24 protein-coding genes and 2 pseudogenes are annotated in these 25,302 nt (G+C 53.9%); 7 read left to right on the top strand and 19 right to left on the bottom strand.

All coding sequences use genetic code 11. The features are described 5' to 3' along the window. The first annotated feature begins 1 nt into the window (after position 1). Together clpA and NM96_06820 are read left to right on the top strand one after the other, a co-directional pair. Positions 2-2,287, top strand: coding sequence for an ATP-dependent Clp protease ATP-binding subunit ClpA (clpA, locus tag NM96_06815; protein ID AVR79073.1), 2,286 nt, complete (start codon positions 2-4; stop codon positions 2,285-2,287). A gap of 114 nt (positions 2,288-2,401) precedes the next feature. Continuing rightward, positions 2,402-3,823 carry a hypothetical protein gene (locus NM96_06820; GenBank protein AVR79074.1) on the top strand — a complete coding sequence of 474 codons (1,422 nt, stop codon included), beginning with the start codon at positions 2,402-2,404 and terminating at the stop codon, positions 3,821-3,823. Positions 3,824-4,109: 286 nt separating this feature from the next. Here the strand turns inward: NM96_06820 and NM96_06825 are convergent, their stop codons facing one another. The 6 genes and pseudogenes from NM96_06825 to NM96_06850 form a co-directional block, all read right to left on the bottom strand. After that, positions 4,110-4,739: a hypothetical protein gene (locus NM96_06825; GenBank protein AVR79075.1), complete on the bottom strand. Its 630-nt coding sequence runs from the start codon at positions 4,737-4,739 to the stop codon at positions 4,110-4,112. Between the two features lie 170 nt (positions 4,740-4,909). Continuing rightward, positions 4,910-5,317, bottom strand: a pseudogene (locus tag NM96_06830) (transposase). Between the two features lie 43 nt (positions 5,318-5,360). After that, the gene (locus NM96_06835; GenBank protein ID AVR79076.1) at positions 5,361-6,236 is read right to left on the bottom strand and encodes a metal ABC transporter permease; all 876 of its coding nucleotides are present in this window, start codon (positions 6,234-6,236) and stop codon (positions 5,361-5,363) included. Between the two features lie 106 nt (positions 6,237-6,342). Then, positions 6,343-7,095 carry a metal ABC transporter ATP-binding protein gene (locus NM96_06840; GenBank protein AVR79077.1) on the bottom strand — a complete coding sequence of 251 codons (753 nt, stop codon included), beginning with the start codon at positions 7,093-7,095 and terminating at the stop codon, positions 6,343-6,345. Next, positions 7,065-7,271, bottom strand: coding sequence for a hypothetical protein (locus tag NM96_06845; protein ID AVR80294.1), 207 nt, complete (start codon positions 7,269-7,271; stop codon positions 7,065-7,067). Before NM96_06845 ends, NM96_06840 begins: the two co-directional genes overlap by 31 nt. A 320-nt stretch (positions 7,272-7,591) precedes the next feature. Then, on the bottom strand, positions 7,592-8,575 hold the full coding sequence (locus NM96_06850) for a porin (GenBank protein ID AVR79078.1): 984 nt from the start codon (positions 8,573-8,575) through the stop codon (positions 7,592-7,594). Positions 8,576-8,889: 314 nt separating this feature from the next. Between NM96_06850 and NM96_06855 the strand changes: the two genes are divergently transcribed. Then, positions 8,890-10,515 carry a peptide ABC transporter substrate-binding protein gene (locus NM96_06855; protein AVR79079.1) on the top strand — a complete coding sequence of 542 codons (1,626 nt, stop codon included), beginning with the start codon at positions 8,890-8,892 and terminating at the stop codon, positions 10,513-10,515. Positions 10,516-10,610: 95 nt separating this feature from the next. After that, a complete protein-coding gene (locus NM96_06860) occupies positions 10,611-12,407 on the top strand; it encodes an aminopeptidase P family protein (GenBank protein ID AVR79080.1) in 1,797 nt (598 codons plus the stop codon). Between the two features lie 40 nt (positions 12,408-12,447). On the opposite strand, the gene NM96_06865 is transcribed toward NM96_06860, so the two are convergent. Further along, positions 12,448-12,633 carry a hypothetical protein gene (locus NM96_06865; protein AVR79081.1) on the bottom strand — a complete coding sequence of 62 codons (186 nt, stop codon included), beginning with the start codon at positions 12,631-12,633 and terminating at the stop codon, positions 12,448-12,450. Between the two features lie 9 nt (positions 12,634-12,642). Next, positions 12,643-12,891 (bottom strand): hypothetical protein, encoded by a 249-nt coding sequence (locus tag NM96_06870; protein ID AVR79082.1) that lies wholly within the window; start codon positions 12,889-12,891, stop codon positions 12,643-12,645. On the opposite strand from NM96_06870, the gene NM96_06875 reads away from it, so the two are divergent. The 3 genes from NM96_06875 (at position 12,878) to NM96_06885 (ending at position 16,407) form a co-directional block, all read left to right on the top strand. Next, positions 12,878-13,798: an oligopeptide ABC transporter permease OppB gene (locus NM96_06875; protein AVR79083.1), complete on the top strand. Its 921-nt coding sequence runs from the start codon at positions 12,878-12,880 to the stop codon at positions 13,796-13,798. The genes NM96_06870 and NM96_06875 overlap by 14 nt on opposite strands. Positions 13,799-13,871: 73 nt before the next feature. Further along, a complete protein-coding gene (locus NM96_06880; GenBank protein AVR79084.1) occupies positions 13,872-14,780 on the top strand; it encodes an oligopeptide ABC transporter permease OppC in 909 nt (302 codons plus the stop codon). A gap of 22 nt (positions 14,781-14,802) precedes the next feature. Beyond that, a complete protein-coding gene (locus tag NM96_06885) occupies positions 14,803-16,407 on the top strand; it encodes an ABC transporter ATP-binding protein (GenBank protein ID AVR79085.1) in 1,605 nt (534 codons plus the stop codon). A 435-nt stretch (positions 16,408-16,842) separates the two neighbouring features. Here the strand turns inward: NM96_06885 and NM96_06890 are convergent. The 11 genes and pseudogenes from NM96_06890 to NM96_06940 all read right to left on the bottom strand — a co-directional run bounded on the left by NM96_06890 (position 16,843) and on the right by NM96_06940 (position 25,230). Then, positions 16,843-17,690, bottom strand: a protein-coding gene (locus tag NM96_06890; protein AVR79086.1) for an IS630 family transposase whose coding sequence is annotated in 2 segments (ribosomal slippage) — positions 16,843-17,375 and positions 17,375-17,690 — 849 coding nt in all. Because the reading frame shifts where the segments join, the coding sequence is not laid out codon by codon here. A 159-nt stretch (positions 17,691-17,849) separates the two neighbouring features. Further along, the gene (locus NM96_06895) at positions 17,850-18,119 is read right to left on the bottom strand and encodes a hypothetical protein (protein AVR79087.1); all 270 of its coding nucleotides are present in this window, start codon (positions 18,117-18,119) and stop codon (positions 17,850-17,852) included. Further along, entirely contained in the window at positions 18,112-18,510 is a 399-nt protein-coding gene (locus NM96_06900) for a phage holin family protein (protein ID AVR79088.1), read from the bottom strand. Before NM96_06900 ends, NM96_06895 begins: the two co-directional genes overlap by 8 nt. Before the next feature lie 141 nt (positions 18,511-18,651). Next, positions 18,652-19,086: a DUF883 domain-containing protein gene (locus tag NM96_06905; GenBank protein AVR79089.1), complete on the bottom strand. Its 435-nt coding sequence runs from the start codon at positions 19,084-19,086 to the stop codon at positions 18,652-18,654. 131 nt (positions 19,087-19,217) lie between these two features. After that, a pseudogene (locus NM96_06910) lies at positions 19,218-19,283 on the bottom strand (FAD-binding protein). 15 nt (positions 19,284-19,298) lie between these two features. Further along, positions 19,299-20,189, bottom strand: a complete 891-nt coding sequence (locus tag NM96_06915) for a succinate--CoA ligase subunit alpha (protein ID AVR79090.1) — start codon at positions 20,187-20,189, stop codon at positions 19,299-19,301. A gap of 10 nt (positions 20,190-20,199) precedes the next feature. Beyond that, positions 20,200-21,366 (bottom strand): ADP-forming succinate--CoA ligase subunit beta, encoded by a 1,167-nt coding sequence (locus tag NM96_06920; protein ID AVR79091.1) that lies wholly within the window; start codon positions 21,364-21,366, stop codon positions 20,200-20,202. A 98-nt stretch (positions 21,367-21,464) separates the two neighbouring features. Next, positions 21,465-21,752 carry a hypothetical protein gene (locus NM96_06925; protein ID AVR79092.1) on the bottom strand — a complete coding sequence of 96 codons (288 nt, stop codon included), beginning with the start codon at positions 21,750-21,752 and terminating at the stop codon, positions 21,465-21,467. Positions 21,753-21,951: 199 nt separating this feature from the next. Further along, positions 21,952-23,385, bottom strand: coding sequence for a dihydrolipoyl dehydrogenase (gene lpdA, locus NM96_06930; protein AVR79093.1), 1,434 nt, complete (start codon positions 23,383-23,385; stop codon positions 21,952-21,954). 195 nt (positions 23,386-23,580) lie between these two features. Beyond that, positions 23,581-23,850 carry a hypothetical protein gene (locus NM96_06935; protein AVR79094.1) on the bottom strand — a complete coding sequence of 90 codons (270 nt, stop codon included), beginning with the start codon at positions 23,848-23,850 and terminating at the stop codon, positions 23,581-23,583. Between the two features lie 192 nt (positions 23,851-24,042). Further along, positions 24,043-25,230, bottom strand: coding sequence for a 2-oxoglutarate dehydrogenase complex dihydrolipoyllysine-residue succinyltransferase (locus tag NM96_06940; GenBank protein AVR79095.1), 1,188 nt, complete (start codon positions 25,228-25,230; stop codon positions 24,043-24,045). Positions 25,231-25,302 lie beyond the last annotated feature (72 nt).

Raw genomic sequence — 25,302 nt, forward strand, 5'->3', positions numbered from 1 at the left:
TATGCTTTCACCCGAATTGGAACAGATTTTGCAACAGCTTTACCGCGAGGCGCGTAAGGCTCATTATGAATTTATCAGCCTCGAGCATCTGCTTTTGGTGTTAATCGAAGAAGATGCCTCCGTCCCCAACGTCCTCAAGCTCTGCGGCGCGGATTTAAAAGTGGTGTCCGAACAACTCGCCGCCAGCGTTGCCGAAAATACCCCGCAGATTCCCGACCACCTTTTAGACACGGTCGAAACCCAGCCCACGCTCGGCTTCCAACGCGTCATTCAACGGGCGATGGTGCATACTCAATCCGCAGGCAAAGGCTTGGTCGAGCCTTTGGACGTTTTGGTGGCGCTGATGAGCGAAACCGACAGCCACGCCGTTTATTTCCTCAAGCTGCAATCGGTTACACGTTTTGAAGTTTTGCGTTGCATTGCCCACGGTGCAACCGAAGACGATGAACACAAAAGCTTTTCAGACGACCCCGACAATGATTCAGACGACCCCGTCGAGTCCAAAAGCGGCTCGTTGTCTGACTACACTGTCAACCTCAACGCCGAAGTCAAAGCCGGCCGCATCGACCCCTTAATCGGCAGAAAACACGAAATGGAACGGCTGGTGCAAATCCTGTGCCGCCGCCGCAAAAACAATCCGCTTTTAGTCGGCGAAGCTGGCGTGGGCAAAACCGCGCTGGCGGAAGGGCTGGCGCATCAAATCGTCAACGGCGATATTCCCGATGCGCTCAAAGAAGCGGAAGTGTACGCGCTGGATATGGGTTCGCTTTTGGCGGGTACAAAATACCGCGGCGACTTTGAAGCGCGTGTCAAATCCGTCTTGAAACAGCTCGAAAAAATCCCGCACGCCATCTTGTTCATCGACGAAATCCACACCATCATCGGCGCAGGCAGCACCAGCGGCGGCACGATGGATGCGTCCAACCTGCTCAAACCCGCGCTGGCAAAAGGCTCGCTGCGCTGCATCGGCGCGACCACCTACGACGAATACCGCACCATTTTCGACAAAGACCACGCCTTAAGCCGCCGCTTCCAAAAAATCGACGTGGTCGAACCCACCGTCGCCGAAACCGTGCAAATCCTGCGCGGTTTGAAACCGATGTTCGAAGGCTTCCACCAAGTGCGCTACACGCAAGGCGCACTCGAAGCCGCCGCCGAACTCTCCGCGCGTTACATCAACGAACGTTTCCTGCCTGACAAAGCCATCGACGTGATGGATGAGGCAGGCGCGGCGCAAAGGATTCTGCCCAAATCCAAACAGAAAAAAGTCATCGGCAAAGCGCAAATCGAAACCGTCATCGCCAAAGTCGCGCGGATTCCCGAAAAAACCGTGTCGCACGACGACAAACAAGTGCTGCAATTCCTCGGCCGCGATTTGAAAAACATGGTTTACGGTCAGGAAAACGCCATCGACGCGCTGGTTGCCGCCGTCAAAATGTCGCGCTCCGGCCTCGCCCTGCCCGACAAACCCATAGGCAGCTTCCTCTTCTCCGGCCCGACCGGCGTCGGCAAAACCGAAGTCGCCAAACAACTTGCCTACTCGATGGGCGTACCGCTGCAACGTTTCGACATGTCCGAATACATGGAGCCACACGCCGTATCACGCCTTATCGGCGCGCCGCCGGGCTACGTCGGCTTTGACCAGGGCGGCCTTTTGACCGAAGCCGCCAACAAACATCCGCACTGCGTGTTGCTCTTAGACGAAATCGAAAAAGCCCACCCCGACATTTTCAACGTCCTCCTTCAAGTCATGGACGCAGGCAAACTGACCGACAACAACGGCAAGAGTGCCGATTTCCGTAACGTCATCTTGATCATGACCACCAACGCAGGCGCGGAAAGCCTCAGCCGCCCCAGCCTCGGCTTTACCGCCAAGCGCGAACGCGGCGACGAAATGCAGGCGATCAACAAACTCTTCACACCCGAGTTCCGCAACCGCTTGGACGCGATTATCCCGTTTGCGCCCTTGTCCGAACCCATTATCGCCAAAATCGTGGACAAATTCCTGCTCCAGCTCGAACACCAACTCCTCGACAAAAAAGTCGAAGCCGAATTCACACCGGCATTGCGCAAATATCTGGCGGAAAAAGGGTTCGACCCGCAAATGGGCGCGCGCCCGATGCACCGCCTGATTCAGGAAAAAATCCGCAAACCGCTCGCCGACGAACTCCTGTTCGGCAAACTCACCGACGGCGGCTTCGTACGGATAGACTGGGATGCGGCAAAAGAAGAAGCCGTGTTGAAATTCAAGAAAAACAAAGCCAAACCTGAAGCAGCAGCGGTTTGACGGATAAAGGCAAAAGGTCGTCTGAAAATGTTTCAGACGACCTTTTCGACCATTTTCACCGCGTTATCCGTATAATGACAGGATACTCCTGCCATCCATATCCTACTGAATAAAATGAATAAAAACCATCTCGTCTTACTGATGCTCGCTTTCCCGCCAACCGCCCTTGCCGAGACACCCGTTGTCCGTGTACCTGCGCCTGTATTTTTTGACAAGCAACCGAACAGCGAAACACCCTCAAAAGATTTTACCGACGACAAACCCGCAGAACAGAGGCTTTCAGACGACCTTTCTGCCGATTCCTCATTGGAAGCACAGATCAACCGCGCATTAATCGGACGGGACTGGAAGACGCTGGAAGGTTTGTTGGCGCAATATAAAGCCGCGCCCGACCGGGATGCCGTTTTATACGATTATGCTCTAGGCGCCTTGCGGCGCAGTCAGTTGCGGCATGATGAAGCTGTCTCGCTCTATCGCGGCATTTTGGCGAAACATCCCGATTTGGCGTATCCGCGTTTCGATTTGGGTGTAATGATGTTTGAAAACAAGCAGTATCGTGAGGCAAAAGCTGAATTGAAACGGGCAAAACCGGATTTGCAGCCGCCCATGCAGCAACTTGCCGACCGCTATCTTGCCGCCATTGAATCGGCGCAAAGCTGGCAGCCTGATGTTTCGCTGCAATACGAGCAGACCGATAATGTGAACAATGCCTCATCCGAGCGCGTTATAGAATGGAACGGCAGACGCTGGAATAAAACCGCTGACAGCCTGCCGCAAAAGGCGCACGGTATCCGCTACGGCGCAGGCGTATCGCGCGAAATCAATGTGGGCGGACATCATTTTGTTTACGGTAGTCTCAGCGGCGACGGCGTGCATTATTGGGACAATCAGGATTTTAACGAACAAAGCCTGCGCTTGGCGGCAGGCTATAAAAACCGTTCGGCGGTGCAATCTTTCGGGGTTGTACCGTTTGCCGAGCAAAACTGGCTGGGCGGCAAACGCTATAATCGCGAAACCGGTATCCATACCGATTTTTCACGTCGTCTGAACGAAAAATGGCGGCTCTCGCTCAATGCAGGCTATATCAAAAAATACTATCGGAACAGCGGTTCGGCAGCGCGTTACAACAGCCATATGCCGCTAGTGGGAGCAACGCTGGCATACTCTGCACCGAAAAACTGGCTGCTCTACGGCGGCGCAGACTGGTCGCACGACATGACCAAAGAAGCGGAGCAGGCATCCGTACGCAAGGGCATACGCTTCGGCGCGGCGAAAGCGTTTGAGAATGGATTCGGCATCCGCACCAACCTGCGCTACGCCCGCCGTACCTTTGATGCGCCGGGAAGCCTGGTGTACCGTCTGACCCGAAAAGACCATGAATATCAGGCAAATGCCTCTGTTTGGCACAATAAAATTTCATGGAAAGGCTTAGTGCCGCATTTGAATTTCCGTTATCTCAAAATCGACAGCAATATGAGCGGCTTCTATTCCCGCAAAAGTATGCAGACATTCGTCAGCGTGGAGAAACAGTTTTGAAGCAGCAGGGATAAAGGGTTGGAAAAACACTCTGCCCGCCATCCGCCGAGATTCCCGCGCAGGCGGTGATCCGTCGGACATCTTAAGAAACAGGTATTTGAAAAACAGTTGCCCAAATTGAAAGAAATTTCCGCCTTATCGGGAATAACGCCGATTGAAACGTTTCTATTTGAATGACAACAAATCGGTTTCAAAAATCCGATCAGTAAACCCGATAAAAAGGTCGTCTGAAAGCCCAAGCAGCTTTGAACTGGCCCCCAAATCTTGGACACTCATAAAAGCCTATTCAAGCGCTCTGTGCAAGCTGGGTTCTGTATGCGACAGGACTCAGCTTTTTCAATTTCAAACTGCAACGCTCCCGGTTGTAGTAATCCATATAGTCATCTATCTGCTTCATCAATTCATCTACCGTCAATTCACCTGCGTTATAGAAACACTCCGTCTTCAACACCGCAAAGAAGCTTTCCATCGGCGCATTGTCCCAGCAGTTCGCCTTACGCGACATGCTTTGAACCATGGAATGTTTTGCAATCAATTTCCTATATTCCGCCGTACGGTACAGCACACCTTGGTCCGAATGAAGCATCGTTCCTTTATCAGTCAGACGGAGTGCGGCTTTTTCGAGCATTTCCTTCACCATTTCGCTGTTGGCATTGCGGCTCATGGCGTAGGCGACGATCTCGCGGTTGAACAAGTCCAATATCGGCGAGAGGTACAGTTTGCCGTCCTTCCCTTTGAGTTCGGTAACGTCGGTCAGCCATTTTTCGTTGGGCTTTCGGGCTTTGAACCGGCGTTTGAGGAGGTGTTCCGATATTTCGCCCATGGCGGGATGGCGGTAGGCTTTTTTCGCCCGTATGAGGGCTTTCAGTTCCAACTGCTTCATCAACCGCGCCGCTTTTTTGCGGTTCCAACCCAATGCTGCGGCAATGCGCCTTTGTCCGTAACGTCCTTTATGCCGCCGGTAGGTTTCGACGAGGAGGGCTTTGTCGGCTGCGTCGGGGTCGGGTCGGTCTTGGTGGTGGTAGTAGAAGCTGCTTTTGGGCAGGTTTGCGATGTGCAGCAGGTATTTGAGCGGGTGTTGCGCCCTCAGTGTTTGGACGGTTTGGCTTTGTCCTTTGCGGTCTGCTTTTGGCTGAGGGCTTTTAACTCCTTTAGGTAGGCGACCTCTGCGCGCATATAGCACAACTCTTCAATAAGCTCTGCCTGCGTTTTTTCTTGGTCGGGTTTATCTGCGATGAAGGGGTTTTTGCGGTGTTGGGGCATGGTTTTGGATTGGGGATGTTCGAGTGCGCCGATACCGCCTTCTTGATAGGCGCGTATCCATCGTCTCAGGTGGGTTCGTGAGATGCCGTAGTGGTCAGCGGTACGCTGTTGGCTGCGTATGTGCAGGTAGTGGAGTACGGCTTGGTATTTGAAGTGTAATGTATATTTGCTCATAAAAAAACTGCACCTTGTGAGTTGGAGGGGATGTCCAACTTTTGGGGTGCAGTTCACTTTTCAGACGACCTTTTTGATTTTCAGCTTGCACAACCGCCTATCACAAGGCCTTGTGCTTGCGACGCTTGAACCATTTGCCCAATATACCGCCTTCGCGCCCGAACACCAGCGATACGGCATACAGCACGCCACAGCACAAGATAATCGCAGGTCCGGACGGAATTTCGACGTGATAGGAAAACAGCAGTCCGGCAAAACCGCAGACCAGTGCGATAAAGACGGACAAAGCCATCAACGCGCCCATGCTTTTCGCCCAGAGCCGCGCGGTAATCGACGGCAGCATCATCAGACCGACCGACATCAGCGTACCGAGTGCCTGAAAGCCTGCAACAAGGTTCATCACCACCAAAATCAGGAAGACGACGTGCCAAAAGCCGCCCTTCCCGCCGACCGCCTTCAGAAACAGCGGGTCAATGCTTTCCAAAACCAGCGGGCGGTAAATAATCGCCAATGCCGTTACCGTAACGCTTGCCGAGGCGGCAATCAGTTGCAGCGCGGGAATATCCACCGACAAGACCGACCCGAACAAGAGATGCAGCAAATCGACGCTGCTGCCGTTTTTACTGACCAAAACCACGCCGATTGCCAGACTGCTCAGGTAAAAGGCGGCAAAGTTGGCATCTTCCTTCAACGATGTAAAACGGCTCGCCAAACCCGCCAACAGCGCCATCAGCAAGCCTGCCGCAAACCCGCCGACGCTCATTGCCGGCAGACTCAGCCCGGCAAACATATAGCCGATTGCCGCACCGGGCAGGACGGCATGACTCAAAGCATCGCCCACCAGGCTCATGCGCCGCATGACCAGGAACACGCCGACCGGAGCGGCACTCAAAGCCAGACAGAATACCGACGCAAGCGCATAGCGCATAAAGTCGAATTCCGCAAAAGGGGAAATCAGCAAATCGTATAAATTCATGGTATCCGGTAAATAAGGGAAAACTTCTGAAAATGGGAAACGTCGTCTGAAAATCCTTCGCCGCATCTTTCAGACGACGTACTGCCTTACGAGGGGGCGGCGCAAACTATACGTCGCACCAGTCCTCCGACTCCTGCCGCTGCATCAGCATATTCGCGCGGGCAAGGTTTTCATCGGTCAGGACGGACGGCGTCCTGCCCGCCGCAACCTTTTCCCGGGCCAGCAACAGCGTGTCCGAAAAATAATCGCGTACCTGCGCATAATCGTGCAACACCGCGATAATTGCCTGCCCTTCCTCATTGCATTGGCGCAATACGTCCAAAAGCGCGTAAGTCGTGCGCGCATCGACGGCGTTGAAAGGTTCGTCCAAAAGCAGGAATTTTGCCCCCTGCGCCAGCATACGCGCAAATAAAACGCGCTGAAACTGGCCGTTGGACAAATGCGCGATCTGCCTGTCGGCAAAATCCCGCATACCGACGCGCGCAAGCGCATCCAAAACGCGGGTACGCTGCGCCGCGTCAACCCGTCCGAAAAAGCCGATTTCGTACCACAAACCCATCGCCGCCAGTTCGAAAACCGTCATCGGCTGGCCGCGGTCGATGTCCGACTGCTGCGGCAGATAGGCGATGTCTTTGCGTTGCAGGTTTTGCAGGAGGACGCGTCCCGTATCGACTTGCTGCAAACCCATGACCGCTTTTAAAAAAGTTGATTTGCCCGCCCCGTTCGGCCCGCAGACCGCCCACATCGAATGCTCGGCAAATTCGATGCCGACATGGTGTACGGCAGGCCGTGTCCGGTAGCTGACCGTCAGATTTTCAACAACGATACTCATGCAACCGCCCAAAAATACACGCCCCAAACCGCCGCCAAAGCGAAAAGCGCAATCAGCAGGCGTTGGAACAATCCGGTGAGTAAAATGGAATTCATAACAATATCGAAAATTAAAGACGATGTGTTCAAAATGAAACAAAAGTAAGGATGATACTTTATAACATTATGATTGTAAACATAAAGGCAGTATCCGGATATAGGCACGATTTTTGTGGACAAGGCATCTGCCGTTTTCAGACGACTTTTTTCAAAGCCGGCGCAGGCGGTTTGCCCGTATAAGCAGCGTGTGCCTTGCCCATGAAGAAACGACCCGGCTTATCGTCCGATTCAGGAGTCAGTAGGCCAGATATGAGTATCCAACGTTGCCAACATTCAAACCCTAATTAGGCAATGTGGAAAATTTCAAGCAGTTGTCGGATACAAGTATCCTACCTACATCAGCAAGCAATGAAGCCAATTACAAAAGGTCGTCTGAAAACCGATATTCAGGTTTTCAGACGACCTTTTATGCTTCAAATCCCGCGTTATTGCAGGCTGTGTTCCAGCGAAATGCCTGCCGCCCAGCCGGTTTTGGGGTCTTTACTTTCTTTGACTACGCCTGAGTTGAACGAGAGGGTCGTGCGTTTGGAGAATTTGTATTCGGTGTTGAACGCGAGCTGTTTGTAGTTCTTGCCGGTATCGGAGCGGCCGTAGGCGACGCCGAGTTTGGGGGTGATGTTGCCCATGGTGTAGCCGGCGGTCACTTGGAAATCGCGGGTGTTGGTATTGGTTTTGGTTTCGTCTTCCCAGTGGAATTTGTCGGCAACATTGCGGGCGTACATCATACCGGCGGCGAGGTAGAGATTGTCTTTGTCGTAGCCGACTTTCATGGAATGAACCTGTCTGTCTTTGGTGTCGTCAGGTGAGCCGTTGCGAGCGTACTCCAGCGCGTAGTGGGCGTTGAAGCCGTTGGTCGGGTGTTTGTAGTGCAAGCCTACGCCCGCCATCCAGTCGCTGTTACGTTTCCTGTCTTTGTATTTGTTGGCACCGGGCGCGATTTGGACGCGGTAGTTGAAGCCGTTGTCAAAGGTTTTGGATTCGTAGTTCAGGGCGATTTCACGGCCGCCGAAACGGGTCATGCGCCCCATGGTTTGGGTGTGGTTGTTGCCGTTGAACGCGTCTTGTTCGCCGGTCAGGTAGTGCATGGGGGTACTGAGCCAGCCGGCGCGGACGGTACCGAAATCGCCGCGCAGACCGATATAGGAGTCGTCCGTACTCCAGCCGTTGTAGTCAAAGGCGACGAATGAATTGACACCGTAGATGAGCTTGAGGTCTTTGTCGAGTTTTTCACTGCCCATAATCCAGATGCGGCTGTTGTTGTCGGATATATCGGTAGCGGATTGCCCTTTGCCGTTGCGTTCGTGTTCGATAGAAGTAAATATCCGTCCGCCGATTTTGGCTTCGTTATCGGATGCCAATGCGGGGGCGGCAAGCGGGACGGCAACCGCAATCATTAATAACTTCTTCATTTTCTTCTCCTTTTGCTTGATTTTTCTGAGGCTGCGTTTAAACAGGGTTTTATACTATTTGAGGCGTGCAAAAAAATCAATATTTTTGTAATCACTTGTAACTTTTATTTCAAAAAATGTTTTTTACGGCGTTTTTTTGTGTTATCTTGCAAACCGTTTCCCAAAACAGGCGGATTTTTTCAAATATCCATAGAGAATAAATCTTTTTATCCGCCAAAAATCAGAATATTTCCCTACCATGTAGTCATATGTAGTTTTTTATTTTTTGCAAAACGCAGGATGGAGGGAGAGATAGCGAGAAGAGGAGAAAAAACGTGCTGCCGAACAAACCTTATTCCATATCGGCTTTATCGCTTGCCATAGTGCTTGCACTGTCGGCGTGTCATCGCGAAGTCAAGCCCGCGCCCGAATTCAAGCGCAGCGAATACAATAAAATCGTCATCAGCAACGCGGTCGAACCGAGTACGCTCGACCCGCAAAAAAGCTCGGATATGGCGGCAGGCGCGATTATCCGTCAGATGATGGACGGCTTGGTCGGTACGGATGCCGAAGGCAAAACCATTCCTGCCTTGGCGTTGAAATGGGAGCCGTCGGACGAAGGGCGCGTTTGGACGTTCCACCTGCGCGATGCGAAATGGAGCAACGGCGACCCGATTACCGCCGAAGATTTCGTTTACAGCTTCCGCCGCCTCGCCGATCCCGAAACCGCCGCGCCTTACAGCAGCTATTTGGAAGACGCGAAAATACAGGGTGCGGCGGAAATCCTTCAAGGCAAGGCGAAGCCGGATACTTTGGGCGTCAAGGCTTTGGACAAGAAAACGCTGCAATTCACGCTCACCGCGCCCGTGCCGTATTTCCCCGATATGCTGATTCAGCAGTTCACCTACCCCGTCCACCGCGCCACGGTCGAGAAGTTCGGCGAAAAATGGACGCAGCCGGGCAATTATGTTTCCAGCGGCGCATACATCCTCAAAGAATGGCGTGTCAACAGCCACATCACCATGGATAAAAACCCTGCTTATTACGACAGCAAAAAAGTATCCATCCCGCAGGCGGTGTTCCTCGCCATCGGCAAAGAATACGACCGCTACCGCGCCGACGAAGTGGACGTTACCTACGGCATCCCTTCCGATCAGATTAAGATTGCCGAGAAAGAATTTCCCGGGCAGGTTCGGCGGGCAACTTTGCTGTGTTCTTGGTTTTTAGAGCCGAACTTGGAATCCGCCGAATTTAAAAATCCCAAAGTCCGCCGCGCGCTCAACCTGCTGACCGACCGCGCCATCATTACCAAAGTTGCCGGACGCGGCGACAAGGAGGCGTTCCAGCTTACCCCGCCGAATATGCAGGGCGGCGGCGAGTCTGCCCCCGCATGGAAGCCGCTCAAGCGCGAAGCGCGCATTGCCGAAGCGGAAAAACTCTTGCGCGAAGCGGGTTACAGCGAAGAGAAACCGCTCGAGTTCCAAATCATCTATACCACCAGCGATGCCGCCAAGAAACAGATTACCGCGCTGCAATCCGTTTGGAAGGCGACCGTACCGTTTGTGCGCCCCACGCTGATGAACGAAGAATGGAAAACCTTTTTGGACACCCGTATGCAAGGCAACTTCAGCATGGCGTTTGCGGGCTGGTGTTCCGACTACAACGACCCTGCGGGCATGCTCAATATTTTCAAATCCAACAATCCGAACAACGCCTTCCATTACAAGAATCCCGAATTCGACAAACTGATGAACAGCACGCTCGAAGCGGGCATTTCCGCCGAAGAGCGCGCCCGCCGCTACGTCAGCGCCGAGGCGATGCTGCAACGCGACGACGCCTTTATCCCGCTGTATCACCAAGTCAGCATCAATCTGGTGAAACCCGACATTCAAGGCTACTCCGACCGCGACCCGCTGAAAAACTACACCATCAAAAATTGGTCGTTTGCACCCAAGAAGTGATTTGATAACATAGACACGTTTTTCAGACGACCTCCCTGTACACTAAATTGAAGAGGTCGTTTGAAACCGCGAAACCCTATTGGAGAATCCCGTTCATGAATACCGTATCGAATTACCTGTCCGCATTGCGCGAAGCCATGAAGGCGCAAGGTTTGGACGCACTCGTCATCCCCTCCGCCGACCCCCATCTTTCCGAATACCTGCCCGCACACTGGCAGGCGCGCCGCGAGTTGTCGGGCTTTACCGGCTCGGTCGGCACATTTGTCGTTACCGCCGATGAAGCTGGCGTGTGGGTGGACAGCCGCTATTGGGAACAAGCCACTAAACAGCTTGCGGGCAGCGGCATCGAGTTGCAAAAAAGCGGGCAAGTTCCGCCGTACAACGAATGGCTCGCGGCAAACCTGCCCGAGAACGCCGCCGTCGGCATCCCTTCCGATATGGTGTCGCTCACCGGCAAACGTACTTTGGCGCAATCCCTAGCCGCCAAAAACATCCGCATCGAACACCCCGACGACCTGCTTGACCGCGTATGGAGCAGCCGCCCAGCCATCCCCGCCGAAACCGTGTTCATCCACGACCCCGCCTACGTCTCCGAAACCGCTGCCGAAAAACTCGCCCGCGTGCGTGCCGTCATGGCGGAAAAAGGCGCGGATTACCACTTGGTTTCCTCGCTTGACGACATCGCTTGGCTGACCAACCTGCGCGGCAGCGACGTGCCTTTCAACCCCGTTTTCGTGTCCTTCCTGCTTATCGGCAAAGACAACGCCGTCCTGTTTACCGACCAAGGTCGTCTGAACGCCGAAGCCGCCGCCGCGCTGCAAACCGCCGGCATCACGGTCGAACCTTACGCCCAAGTTGCCGACAAACTCGCGCAAATCGGCGGCACGCTGCTTATCGAGCCGAACAAAACCGCCGTCAGTACGCTCGTGCGCCTGCCCGAAAGCGTGCGCCTGATCGAAGGCATCAACCCGTCCACCTTCTTCAAATCCGTCAAATCCGAAGCCGACATCGCCCACATCCGCGAAGCGATGGAACAAGACGGCGCGGCGTTGTGCGGCTTCTTCGCCGAGTTTGAAGACATCATCGACAACGGCGGCAGCCTGACCGAAATCGACGTGGACACCATGCTCCACCGCTACCGCAGCGCACGTCCGGGCTTCATCTCATTGAGTTTCGACACCATCGCAGGCTTCAACGCCAACGCCGCCCTGCCGCATTACAGCGCAACGCCCGAAAGCCACAGCACCATCAGCGGCAACGGCCTCCTGCTCATCGACTCCGGCGCGCAATACAAAGGCGGCACGACCGACATCACCCGCGTCGTCCCCGTCGGCACACCGAGTGCCGAACAAAAACGCGACAACACCCTCGTCCTCAAAGCCCATATCGCGCTTGCCGAAGCCGTGTTCCCCGAAAACATCCTCTCGCCGATGATAGACGCCATCTGCCGCAAACCCCTGTGGCAGGCGCAATGCGACTACGGCCACGGTACAGGCCACGGCGTAGGCTATTTCCTCAACGTCCACGAAGGCCCGCAAGTCATCGCCTGCGCCGCCGTTCCCGGTCCGCAGCACGCCATGAAAAAAGGCATGGTTACCTCCATCGAACCCGGACTCTACCGTCCCGGCAAATGGGGCATCCGCATTGAGAACCTCGCTGCCAACCAAGCCGTCGCCAACCCGCAGGAAACCGAGTTCGGCAGCTTCCTCTACTTCGAAACCCTGACCCTCTGCCCCATCGACACCCGTCTGATGGACACCGCCCTCATGACCGACGGCGAAATCGACTGGGTCAACCGCTACCACGCCGAAGTCCGCCGCCGCCTCGAGCCGCTGACCGAAGGCGCGGCAAAAGCATGGCTGATCAAACGCACCGAACCGCTGGCGCGCTGACGGCAAAGGTCGTCTGAAACGACCATGGCGCGGGTTCTAATCACGAACCCGCACCAACCCAAAAGGTCGTCTGAAAAACAACCGTAGCGTGGGCTCCGCCCACGAAAAACACCAGCAAAAAGGTCGTCTGAAACCCCAAATCCGGTTTCAGACGACCTCCGAAACAAACCCATAACGCAGGCTGCCACCCGCGACTGCCGCAATAAAAAACCGTCCGAAACCCCATCCAAAGTGTTCAGACAACCATAAAAGCCGTAGCGTGGGCTTTGCCCACGAAAAGCATCAGCCCAAAGGTCGTCTGAAACCCAAAATCCCGTTTCAGACGACCATAAAAGCAAAAGCCCGCACACCCAAAAACCAAGGGCCTGACTACAAAGAAGAGAAAACCACCCCAAGCGTCCGAACCCCGTTCAGACGACCTTCCCGTATTCAGGCATATTCCGACCCACCAAGCCCCGAGCAGGTACGATATGCTGAAATTCATCATCCGCCGCATACTTTCCGCCATCCCCACCATGCTGGTCCTGATTACCGTCTCATTCTTCATGATGCGGCTCGCACCCGGCAGCCCCTTCACCGGCGACAAAAACGTACCGCCCGCCGTACTGGCCAACATCGAAGCCAAATACCACCTGAACGACCCGATGTACCTGCAATACTTCAACTATCTCAAACAACTCGCCCACGGCGACCTCGGCCCCTCGTTCAAATACAAAGACTACAACGTCAACGAGCTGCTCGCCCAAGCTCTGCCCGTTTCCGTCGAACTGGGCGTGTACGCCTTCATCGTCTCCACCGTCTTGGGCGTACTCATGGGCACCATCGCCGCACTCAGGCGCAACACATGGGCGGACTACACCATCATGACCGCCGCCATGACCGGCATCGTCGTCCCCAGCTTCGTCAAAGCCCCCATCATGATTTTCATCTTCGCCATCACCCTCAAATGGCTGCCCGCCGGCGGCTGGAATGACGGCTCGTTGACCAGCCTCATCCTGCCCGTCGCCGCCCTCTCCATCGGCTATGTCGCAGGCCTCGCCCGCATCACGCGCGGCGCGATGATAGAAGTGTTGAACAGCCCCTACATCCGCACCGCCCGCGCCAAAGGATTATCAATGAACAGCATCGTCCTGCGCCACGCACTGCGTCCCGCCATGCTGCCCATCCTCTCCTATCTCGTTCCTGCCTTCGTCGGCATCATCACCGGCGCCATCGTCATCGAAAGCGTCTTCGGACTGCCCGGCATCGGACAACTCTTCGTCAACGGCGCGCTCAACCGCGACTACGGCATGATCTTGGGGCTGACCATCCTCGTCGGCGTACTGACCATCGTCTTCAACGCCATACTCGACATCCTCTACGCCCTGATCGACCCCAAAATCCGCTATTAAAAGCAAAAAAAGGTCGTCTGAAAACCGGTTTTGCCGTTTTCAGACGACCCCGAACAAAACAACGGAGAACACCATGCTATTCAACAAGAAAAATTCCCGCGCTATAGCAGACGCAGCCGAACAGGCACAAGTACACGGACGCAGCCTGTGGCAGGACGCATGGCGGCGTTTCAGCAACAACAAAGCCGCCCTGTGCAGCATCTTCATCCTTGCCGCCATCACCCTCTTCGTTGTCGCCGCCCCCTGGGTCAGCACCTACACCTACGACTACACCGACTGGGACAACATGCAAATCCCGCCTTCCTTCGCCACCCGCCACTACTTCGGCACCGACCTGCTCGGACGCGACCTCCTCACCCGAGCCGCCGCCGGCGGACGCATTTCTCTGCTCATCGGCATTGCAGGCGCGCTCGTCGCCGTCGTCATCGGCACGCTCTACGGCGCGCTCGCAGGCTTTTTCGGCGGCAAACTCGACTCCGTCATGATGCGCCTGCTCGAAATCCTCAACGCCTTCCCCTTCATGTTCTTCGTCATCCTCCTCACCACCTTCTTCGGGCGCAACCTCTTCCTCATCTTCGTCGCCATCGGACTCGTCTCATGGCTTGACGTCGCCCGCATCGTCCGCGGCCAAACCCTCAGCCTCAGACACAAAGAATTCGTCGAAGCCGCCCGCATCACAGGCGTATCCCGCCGCCGCATCGTTACCCGCCACATCATCCCCAACGTACTCGGCGTCGTCATGGTTTACGCCTCCCTGCTCGTCCCCGGCATGATCATGTTCGAATCCTTCCTCAGCTTCCTCGGATTGGGCGTACAAGAACCCATGACCAGTTGGGGCTCCATGCTCCAAGACGGCGCAGCCTCCATGGAAGCCGCCCCGTGGCAGCTCCTCGTCCCCTGCTTCTTCCTCGTCGCCACTCTCTTCTGCTTCAACTTCATCGGCGACGGCCTGCGCGACGCACTCGACCCCAAAGACCGCTGACACACACCACGAGGACACACCCATGAACACCCCGTTACTCACCGTCGAAAACCTCGACATCCGCTTCCAACTCCACGAAAAAACCGTCCACGCCGTGCGCAACATCAGCTTCAAAGTCGCCAAAGGCGAAACCCTCGCCCTCGTCGGCGAATCCGGTTCCGGCAAATCCGTTACCGCCATGTCCCTCATGCGCCTCCTGCCCGAAAACACCACCCGCTACGGAAAAGACTCGCGTATCACCTTCGACGGCACATCCATCCTCGACACAGACGAAAAAAACCTCCGCAGCCTGCGCGGCGGACGCATCAGCTTCATCTTCCAAGAGCCCATGACCTCGCTGAACCCCTTCATGAAAATCGGCACCCAGCTCATGGAAGCCCTGCGCGTCCACAACAAAACCATCACCCGCAAAGCCGCCCGCGAACGCATCCTCGACCTCCTCAACCGCGTCGGCATCCGCGAAGCAGAACGTCGTCTGAAACAATACCCCCACGAATTCTCAGGCGGCCAGCTCCAGCGCATCATGATCGCCATGGCGCTGCTCAACGAGCCCGCCCTGCTCATCGCCGACGAACCCACCACCGCCCTCGACGTCACCATCCAGGCAGAAATCCTCGACCTCCTCCACGACCTCCAAAAACAAATGGGCATGGCGATAATCTTCATCACCCACGACCTCGGACTCGCCGAACACTACTCCGAAACCGTCTGCGTCATGAAAGACGGCGAAATCGTCGAGCGTGGCAAAATCAAACAAGTTTTCGCCAACCCCACCCACCCCTACACCGCCCAACTCATCCACTCCGTCCCCAAAGGCATGAAAGACCCCGTAGAAGGCAACCCGCCCGAACTCATCCGCGCCGACGGCATCAATGTCCACTTCACCCTCAAACACAACTTCTTCGGCAAACCCCTCAAAACCTTCCACGCCGTCAAAAACATCAGCCTCGCCATCCGCCAAGGCGAGACCCTCGGCATCGTCGGCGAATCCGGTTCCGGCAAATCCACACTCGGCAAAGCCATCATGCAAATGCTCCCCTACCAAGGCAGCATACACTTCGACGGCAGCGACCTCGCCGCCCTCAGCCCCGAGCGAGCGCGCCAGCTCAAAGCCGAACGCCAAATCGTCTTCCAAGACCCCTACGGCTCACTCTCCCCCCGCCTCACCGTCGGCGAAATCATAGGCGAAGGCCTCACCGTCCACCGCCCCGAAATGACCAAAGCCCAACGCACCGAACTCGTCCTCAAAGTCCTGGACGAAGTCTCCCTGCCCGCCGACGCACTCAACCGCTATCCGCACGAATTCTCAGGCGGACAACGCCAACGCATCGCCATCGCCCGCGCCCTCATCCTGCGGCCCAAGTTCATCCTCCTCGACGAACCCACCTCCGCCCTCGACCGCTCCGTCCAAATCAAAGTCGTCGAACTGCTGCGCGGACTCCAAACCAAATACGGACTGACCTACATCTTCATCAGCCACGACCTCTCCGTCGTCCGCGCTGTCAGCGACAACGTCGCCGTCATGCAGCACGGAGAACTCGTCGAATACGGCAGCGCAGACCAAATCTTCCACCACCCGCAGAAAGACTACACCAAACGCCTCATCAACGCCGCCTTCGACCTCTGACCCAAGGTCGTCTGAAAACTAGATGTGGCGTGGGCTTCGCCCACGAATCCTGCCAACCTCAGAAGGTCGTCTGAAACCCAACTTTCAGATGACCTTCTTTCTAATCTCATCTACTTCATCGCAAATTTCAACGCAAACTTTACCAATCCAACCCATAATTACCTCCAGCAGCCGTCATTCCCGCGCAGGCGGGAATCCACTTTTGAATTTCGGCAACTGTTTTTGAATATCTGTTTCTTAGGGTTTCCGATGGATTCCCGCCTGCGCGGGAATGACGGCAGAAAAATATCCCGTCGGATACGGTTATCCCAACCTACACCGACAACCAAAAATCGTCTGAAACCCACCGTAGCGTGGGCTTCGCCCACGAACCCCACAAATATAGTGGATTAACTTTAAACCAGTACGGCGTTGCCTCGCCTTGCCGTACTATAGTCAATTAAAATCAAAATAGGACACTAGCGCATCGTCAAATCGGGCGTAATCAGACAATACGGTTCGCAGATACCGCTTAATATTTGCCCACACCTTCTCAATCGGGTTGAGCTCAGGTGAATAAGGTGCAAGAGGCAATACCTTATGTCCCCATTTTTCCGCCATTTCCCGTAAAACACCCATACGGTGAAATCGTGCATTATCTAAAATAATCACCGATTTTTGAGTCAATGCGGGCAGTAGGCATTGCTGAAACCACGCTTCAAAAAAGACTCCGGTCATCGTATTTTGATAAACCATCGGAGCAATCAGCCGGTTGCCGACTTGTGCGGACACCAGAGATAAGCGTCGGTATCTTTTTCCACTTATCTGCGCTTTCACTATTTGCCCTTTCGGGCTGCGGGCATAGGGACGGAACAGGTAGCGGTCAAATCCTGTTTCATCCAAATAAACACGTTGGTAGTCAGAAAATTCGGCCAGCTGTGTCAAATAATGCGTTACTTTGGCCGGGTCTTGTTCTTTGTAAGTGGTGGTCTTTTTTTGCGCGTCATCCCCATCTGTTTGAGTGCATAGCAAACGGCGGCTGGCGTACAATCAAAATGTTTGGCGATTTCATGCAGATAGGCATCCTGGTGTTGCTCAACATATTGAGCCAGTTTTTGCCTATCCAATTTGACGGCATTTAGACCGGTAACTTGATGTTTTAGGCTGCCTGTTTGTTTTTTAAGGCGAATCCACAGGTAAAGCGTGTTTCTTGACAAGTTAAATGTTGCTGCGGTTTGGCTGATGTTTTTGCATTGTTCGTAATAGTTTAAAGCTTTGTTTCTTAAGTCCGCAGAGTATGCCATGGTTAGACCTTCAATGTTGAGTATTGTACTATTTTGTTTTTAATTGACTATATCTGTACTGTCTGCGGCTTCGTTGCCTTGTCCTGATTTAAATTTAATCCACTATACAAAAAGGTCGTCTGAAACCCAACTTTCAGACGACCTTCTTTCTAATCCCATCTACTTCATCGCAGCCTTCAACGCAAACGCTGCCAGCAGTGCGCCGAAGCGGTATTTGCGCGGAATGGCGAGTCCTGCCGTTTTATACAGCAGGCTTGTCTGCGTCAGCTCGTTGCCCAAATCCAGCAGCTTCATCAGCGTGTCCGACTTGCGCTCTTCCTGTTCCTTCAATTTACGCTGTTTCAAATACGATGCCTCAATCCTCAGGCGGACGAGTTTGGCTTCCAGTTGCAGCAGTTCGCGTGCTTCATCGCGTTCCGTTTTATTCATCGCCCCCTCCTTCCTGCATATCTTGACCGCGCAGGCAGGCGATGTCTGCCCGGATGTCCTGCAAGGTTGCCGCGATTTGGTTGTTTTGGCTGCGCCAGTCTTTTGACACTTTACCGAACAAAATTGCAATGACGATCAGGCTGACGGCAGTTATCCCGAAAAATACCCATATCGCCGCGGTATCTGACAACGCGCGGTTTAGTCCAAAAAGCAGGCTGATGAATGCAATCAGCAGCAATATGCCCGATACGACCAGCCATATGATGATGCGGAACACGTTTTCCGCCTGCTCCGCCAAATCCAGATTCAAAATCTGCAACCGCAGCAAAAGCAAATCGATACCTTGATTCAGCAGCGTTTTCGTATGTTCGATATTTTGTCTGATACCCATATTCCGATTTCCCTGATTGCTCCGAAACGGACAATCCGAAGGCTTTGGGGTCGTCTGAAACCTTTGCCGCCCCTCATAAGCAAACGCCGCCGGAACAAGACTTCTAAAAATCGTGTCCGGACGGCATTCCTGTTTGACCGATTATCGGCGGTTCAGCAAGACGCCGACGACCAAGCCTGCCAGTGCAGCAAAGCCCATTGCGTAATAAGGTTTGTCGTGTACGGCTGCATCGGCTTGGCGTGCGCCGCGTTTGATGCGGTCACCCGCTTCTTCTCCAAACTCGGCAAAGCGTTTTTTGCCTTCTTTGAAACGCTCTTCTGCCAATTCTTCAAATTCGTCGTATTTTTCGCGCGCGCGGTCGGCATGATGTCTGATGCGCTCGCCTGCTTCGTCTTCAAAACGATACAAACGCTCTTTGGCGGCTTCGAGTTTTTCCTGCAATTTGGCTTTGGCTTTTTTACCTTCTTCCGAGCCGGCTTCCACGCCTTTGGTGTACAGCTCTTCGACATCGTTCATTACATCTTGAATGTCTTTCAACAAAGCTTCTTTGCGGGATTCAAAATCATGTTTTTTCATTACCTTCTCCTTGATGTCCATATGGGTGAAATAACAGATTATTCATCTGTTAACTGATTATAACCCCTTTACACTTCTTCTCAAGTCAATTCGGCTAAAGTTGGTTTGAAAACATGTAAAGATTAACGCTAGAGATAAAAAGGTCGTCTGAAAACCTGTTTCCAAGTTTTCAGACGACCTTTCGGTTTTTCAGTCAAAACGACTAAGCGTTATTACGCCAAGCCTTTTGCTTTCAACACTTCCAGCATGGTGCTGCCCAATTCGGCAGGGCTGCGGGTGTAGGCGATGCCGGCTTTTTCGAAAGCGGCAAATTTTTCTTCCGCAGTACCCTTGCCGCCGGAGATAATCGCACCGGCGTGGCCCATGCGTTTGCCTTTAGGAGCGGTAACACCTGCGATGTAACCTACAACAGGTTTGGTTACGTTGGATTGGATGTATTCGGCTGCTTCTTCTTCCGCAGTACCGCCGATTTCACCGATCATGATGATGGCGTCGGTATCTGGGTCTTCTTGGAAGAGTTTCAGCGCGTCGATTTGGTTCATACCCGGAATCGGGTCGCCGCCGATACCGATACAGGTTGATTGACCCAAGCCCAGTTTGGTAGTTTGTGCCACGGCTTCGTAAGTCAATGTACCGGAACGGGAAATGATGCCGATACGGCCAGGTTGGTGGATATGGCCCGGCATAATGCCGATTTTGCACTCGCCCGGAGTAATCACGCCCGGGCAGTTAGGGCCGACCAAACGTGTGCCGTTGCCGTTGGTTTCCAAATAGCGTTTGGCTTTGAGCATGTCCAGAGTCGGCACGCCTTCGGTAATCACAACCACCAAGCCTACGCCGGAATCAACGGCTTCAACGATAGAATCCAACACAAACGGAGCCGGAACGTAAATCACGGATGCGTCCGCGCCGGTTTCTTTAACGGCTTCTTTCATGGTGTTGAACACGGGCAGGTTCAGGTGGGTTTGGCCGCCTTTGCCCGGGGTAACGCCGCCGACGACTTTAGTGCCGTAAGCCAGAGCTTGTTCGGAGTGGAAAGTACCGTTTTTACCGGTGAAACCTTGAACCAATACTTTGGTGTCTTTATTAATCAATACGCTCATTCTTTTCTCCTTAGGCGTTTACGGCTGCGACAATTTTTTCGGCTGCGTCATTCAGGCCGTCGGCGGAAGTCAGTTTCAGACCTGATTCGTTCAGGATTTTCGCGCCGAGTTCGGCGTTGTTGCCTTCCAAACGGACAACGACAGGCACGTCAACGTTGATTTCTTTAACGGCTGCCACAATGGCTTCCGCAATCATGTCGCAACGGACGATACCGCCGAAGATGTTGATCAATACGCCTTTGACGGATTTGTCTTCGAGAATCAGTTTGAACGCTTCAACCACGCGCTCTTTAGTCGCGCCGCCGCCTACGTCGAGGAAGTTGGCAGGTTGGCCGCCTTTGAGTTTGATGATGTCCATGGTTGCCATCGCCAAACCTGCGCCATTCACCATACAGCCGATGTTGCCTTCCAGCGCAACGTAGTTCAGGTCGAATTCGGAGGCTTTCAGCTCGCGTTCGTTTTCTTGAGATTTGTCGCGCAATTCGGCGATTTTCGGCAGGCGGTAGAGCGCGTTGCTGTCGATACCGATTTTGCCGTCCACGCAGGCCAGCGCGCCGTTTTCGCGGACTGCCAGCGGGTTCACTTCAAACAGAGCGAAGTCGTTTTCGACAAACGCTTTGTACGCGCCGGTCATCAGTTTGACGAACTCGTTGATTTGTTTGTCTTTCAAGCCCAGTTGGAACGCCACTTCACGCGCTTGGCAAGGTTGCAGGCCGACCAGCGGGTCAACGGTTACTTTGAAGATTTTTTCAGGGGTTTCGGCGGCAACTTTTTCGATTTCCACACCGCCTTCGGTCGAAGCCATGAACGTAATGCGACGGGTAGAACGGTCGACCACCGCGCCCAAATACAGCTCGGTTTGCACCGGATACATGTCTTTGCAAACCAAAACGCTGTTGACCGGCTGACCGTTGGCATCGGTTTGATAAGTAACCAGATTGGTACCAATCAGGCTTTCTGCCACTTCTTTGGCTTCTTCACGGCTTTTGACGACTTTTACGCCGCCCGCTTTACCGCGTCCGCCTGCGTGGACTTGGGCTTTGACGACAGCAAATTTGCCGCCCAGTTTGTCGTAAGCGGCTGCGGCTTCCTCGCCGTTGTGTGCCAAAATACCGCCTTGCACAGGCAAGCCGTAGCCTGCCAGCAGTTCTTTAGCCTGATACTCGTGTAGATTCATGGATTTCTCCTTTAGATTAGTGGAATGCCCTGAGACTGCCCATAAATGGCAACCCCGTGCGTTTCAGACGACCTTTCGGCGGTCGGAAAATCGTCGTTTCACTTGCTGAACGGCAACAACATCCGCGCAAGCAGATACATGATTGCGCCGCCGCCCCCGAGGATAAAAAAGACGATGCCTTTTTTACGCGAATTCGGGCAGAGCAGGTAAACGGCAAGGCTGAAACTGATAAACAACAATGCCACGCGCCAAACCAATTCTTTGTCTTTGAAGCGGTTGAGCGTATAAGTTTCGGTCATCATCACATACATTTGCCACAACGCGGCCATACACATGCTGATGATGCCCATCGGTATAAACAGGATACCGATTACTTCTTTATTCATAATCAAATGCTGTCTGTGAATGTGTCGCCGATTATATAGTAGATTCTGCTTAAATCGTCATTCCGGCCAGGGAACAATAGCAACTGATACGCTCTATTTTCTCTCTATACCTATCGGAACATTGCTTCCGAACATTCATCTTTCCGAAAAGGTCGTCTGAAAAAGTTTCAGACGACCTTTTATGCTTTACTTGACCTCATCAGCCGTGCAAAGCGCGTTTGTCGGCGGCCAGTGCGGCTTCGTGAACCACTTCGGACAAGGTCGGATGGGCATGAATGATGCGGGCGATGTCTTCGCTGCTGGCGAAGAATTCGAGCGCAGTGACGCCTTCAGTAACCAATTCGCTGACGACCGGACCGATCATGTGTACGCCCAAGATGCGGTCGGTTTTGGCATCTGCCAACACTTTGACCGTACCTTTGGCTTTACCCATTGCCAACGCGCGACCGTTTGCGCCGAAGCCGGAAGTGCCTTTTTTGTATTCCACGCCTTCGGCTTTGAGCTGCTCTTCGGTTTTACCGACCCAAGCGATTTCGGGATCGGTGTAAATCACGAACGGTACGCTGTTGAAGTCGATATGCGGTTTCTGTCCGGCGATGCGCTCGGCAACAGCAACGCCTTCGTCGCTGGCTTTGTGCGCCAGCATCGGGCCGCGAACCACGTCGCCGATTGCCCAGACATTAGGCAGGTTGGTGCGGCATTCGCCGTCCACTTTGATAAAGCCGCGCTCGTCTTTTTCCAAGCCGACGGCTTCGGCGTTCAAGCCTTTAGTATTCGGAATACGGCCGATGGCGACGATGAGTTTGTCGAAGACTTCGGTTTTGGCTTCGCCTGCGGCAGTTTGGTAGGCAACGGACACGCCTTTGCCTTCAGATTTGATGTCGCCGATTTTCACGCCCAGTTCGATGTTCAGGCCCTGCTCTTTGGTGAAATATTTGAAGGCTTCTTTGGCGATTTGCTGGTCGGCGGCGGCAAGGAAAGTCGGCATGGCTTCGAGGATGGTGACCTGCGAACCGACGCGGTTCCACACCGAACCCATTTCCAAACCAATCACGCCCGAACCGATAACGCCCAGTTTGGCGGGCACTTCGGTCAGGTTCAATGCGCCTTCGTTGTCCAAAACGTTTACATTGTCGATGGCAACCTGCGGCAGCGGACGCGGCACGGAGCCGGTCGCTACGATGACGTGTTTGGCTTCGATAACGGTTTTTTCGCCTTTGTTATCGACTTCGATTTGGTAGGCATCGCCGTTTTTGCCGGCAAATGAAGCCGTACCGAACAGGCTGGTTACTTTGTTTTTTTGGAACAGGAATTTCACGCCACCGGTAAGCTTGGTTACGATAGCGTCTTTGCGCGCAATCATTTTCGCCGCGTCGAATTTGATGTCGCCGACGCTGATGCCGTGTTCGGCAAAATCATGCTGCGCAGCATGGAAATGTTCGCTGGATTGCAACAGGGCTTTGGAAGGAATGCAGCCGACGTTCAGGCAGGTACCGCCCAGCGCGGGCGCGTCGCCTGCTTTGTTGACGCCTGCATCGACACAGGCGGTTTTGAAACCCAGTTGGGCGGCGCGGATGGCGGCAACGTATCCGCCGGGACCTGCGCCGATGACTACTACATCGTATTGAGACATGTGAAAAATCCTTTGTTGTTTGATATTTTTGCCGCAGGAAAACCTTCAGCAAAAGTTTATCCACTATATTTTGCATGAGAGGTCGTCTGAAAACGCGGCTTCAACAAAATTAAAACTTATTCTGCCTTTTTCAGAGTGCGAAGCCTGCTCACAGGCACGACCTATTCAAATTTCAGCCCGATTGGTTCGGACGCATCAGCGGCGGCAGGAATGCGGACTGTATTCCCTGACTTCCTGTCCGGTAAAATTGTTGTAAACGCGCACGGTAGCGTGCGGATAACGTTTGCACAAAACGCTGCGGGCGACGGGAATGCCTGCTTTGTTGCTGTCCATTTCAAAACGCTTGTTCAACATTCTGCCGCGCGCATCATAAGCGTTGACGGAATATTCCTTGCCTTCGAATGCGGCACACGCGCCAAGCAGGGAAACGACAGCCAAAAGCGGAAACAGGGAGATGGGTTTCATGGATACGCTCCTATGGATTTTCAAGCGTTTGCTTCTGCACGAAAAATGGCAGCAACAAACTTTCTCCCTTAGATTTCAAACATCCTGCTGTTTTCAGACGACCTTTTTCGTTTCAAGGTCGTCTGAAAGCCAGTAAGCAGCCCGATTTCAAACTGCTCTGTTTTTATCCGCTTTATATCCCTTTGGCGGCGTTTACAGATCCAACAACAGGCGTGCCGGATCTTCCAGCGCGTCTTTGATGGCAACCAAAGTCAGCACGGCTTCGCGGCCGTCGATGATGCGGTGGTCGTAAGAGAGTGCCAGATACATCATCGGACGGACGACAACTTGGCCGTTTTCCACGACTGCGCGCTCTTTGGTCGCGTGCATACCCAAAATGGCGGATTGCGGCGGATTGATAATCGGGGTGGACATCATTGAACCGAACGTACCGCCGTTGGTAATACTGAACGTACCGCCGGTCAAATCTTCCAGCGCGATTTTACCGTCTTTGGCTTTTTTGGCGTAATCAACGATGGCTTGTTCGATGTCGGCAATACTCATTTGGTCGGCATCTCGCAGAATCGGAACGACCAGACCGCGCGGGCTGCCGATAGCGATACCGATGTCGAAGTAACCGTGATAAACGATGTCGCTGCCGTCAACGGAGGCATTGACCACCGGATATTTTTTCAGCGCGGCAACGGCTGCTTTGACGAAGAAAGACATGAAGCCGAGTTTGACGCCGTGTTCTTTCTCGAATTTTTCTTTGTATTTCGCACGCAAGTCCATGATGGGTTTCATGTTGACTTCGTTGAACGTAGTCAGAATCGCGTTTTCTTGTTGCGAAGCCAAGAGACGTTCGGCAACACGGGCGCGTAGGCGGCTCATCGGAACGCGTTGTTCCGGACGTGCACCCGCGGGAACAGGTGCAGGTACAGACGCGACAGCGGGTGCGGCAGCAGGTTTGGCGGTAGCGTTTTGCACGTCTTCTTTCAAGACGCGACCGTCACGACCGGAACCTTGCAGCGCGTTCACATCCACGCCGGTTTCGGCTGCCAGTTTGGCGGCAGCAGGCATGGCGGCATTGGTTTGCGCAGCGGCGGGAGCGGCTTCAGGTGCAGGCGCGGCGGCTGGGGCTTCAGCAGAAGCGGAAGCGGTTGCTGCGGTGTCGATGCGTGCCAATACTTGTTCGGCGGCAACGGTTTCGCCGTTTTGGGCAATGATTTCAACCAATACACCGGCTTGTGGGGAAGGTACTTCCAAAACCACTTTGTCGGTTTCGATGTCAATCAGGATTTCGTCGCGCGCTACGGCTTCGCCGACTTTTTTCTTCCATTCCAAGAGCGTGCCTTCGGATACGCTTTCGGACAGCATGGGTACTTTTACATCAATAATCATTTTGTGTCTCCGGATGGTCGTTGGTTTTCAGACGACCTGTTGTGTGTTATCTCTTTTGTTTGGTAGGCGTTC

The organism is Neisseria mucosa, from assembly GCA_003028315.1.
GTDB classification, from domain to species: domain Bacteria; phylum Pseudomonadota; class Gammaproteobacteria; order Burkholderiales; family Neisseriaceae; genus Neisseria; species Neisseria mucosa.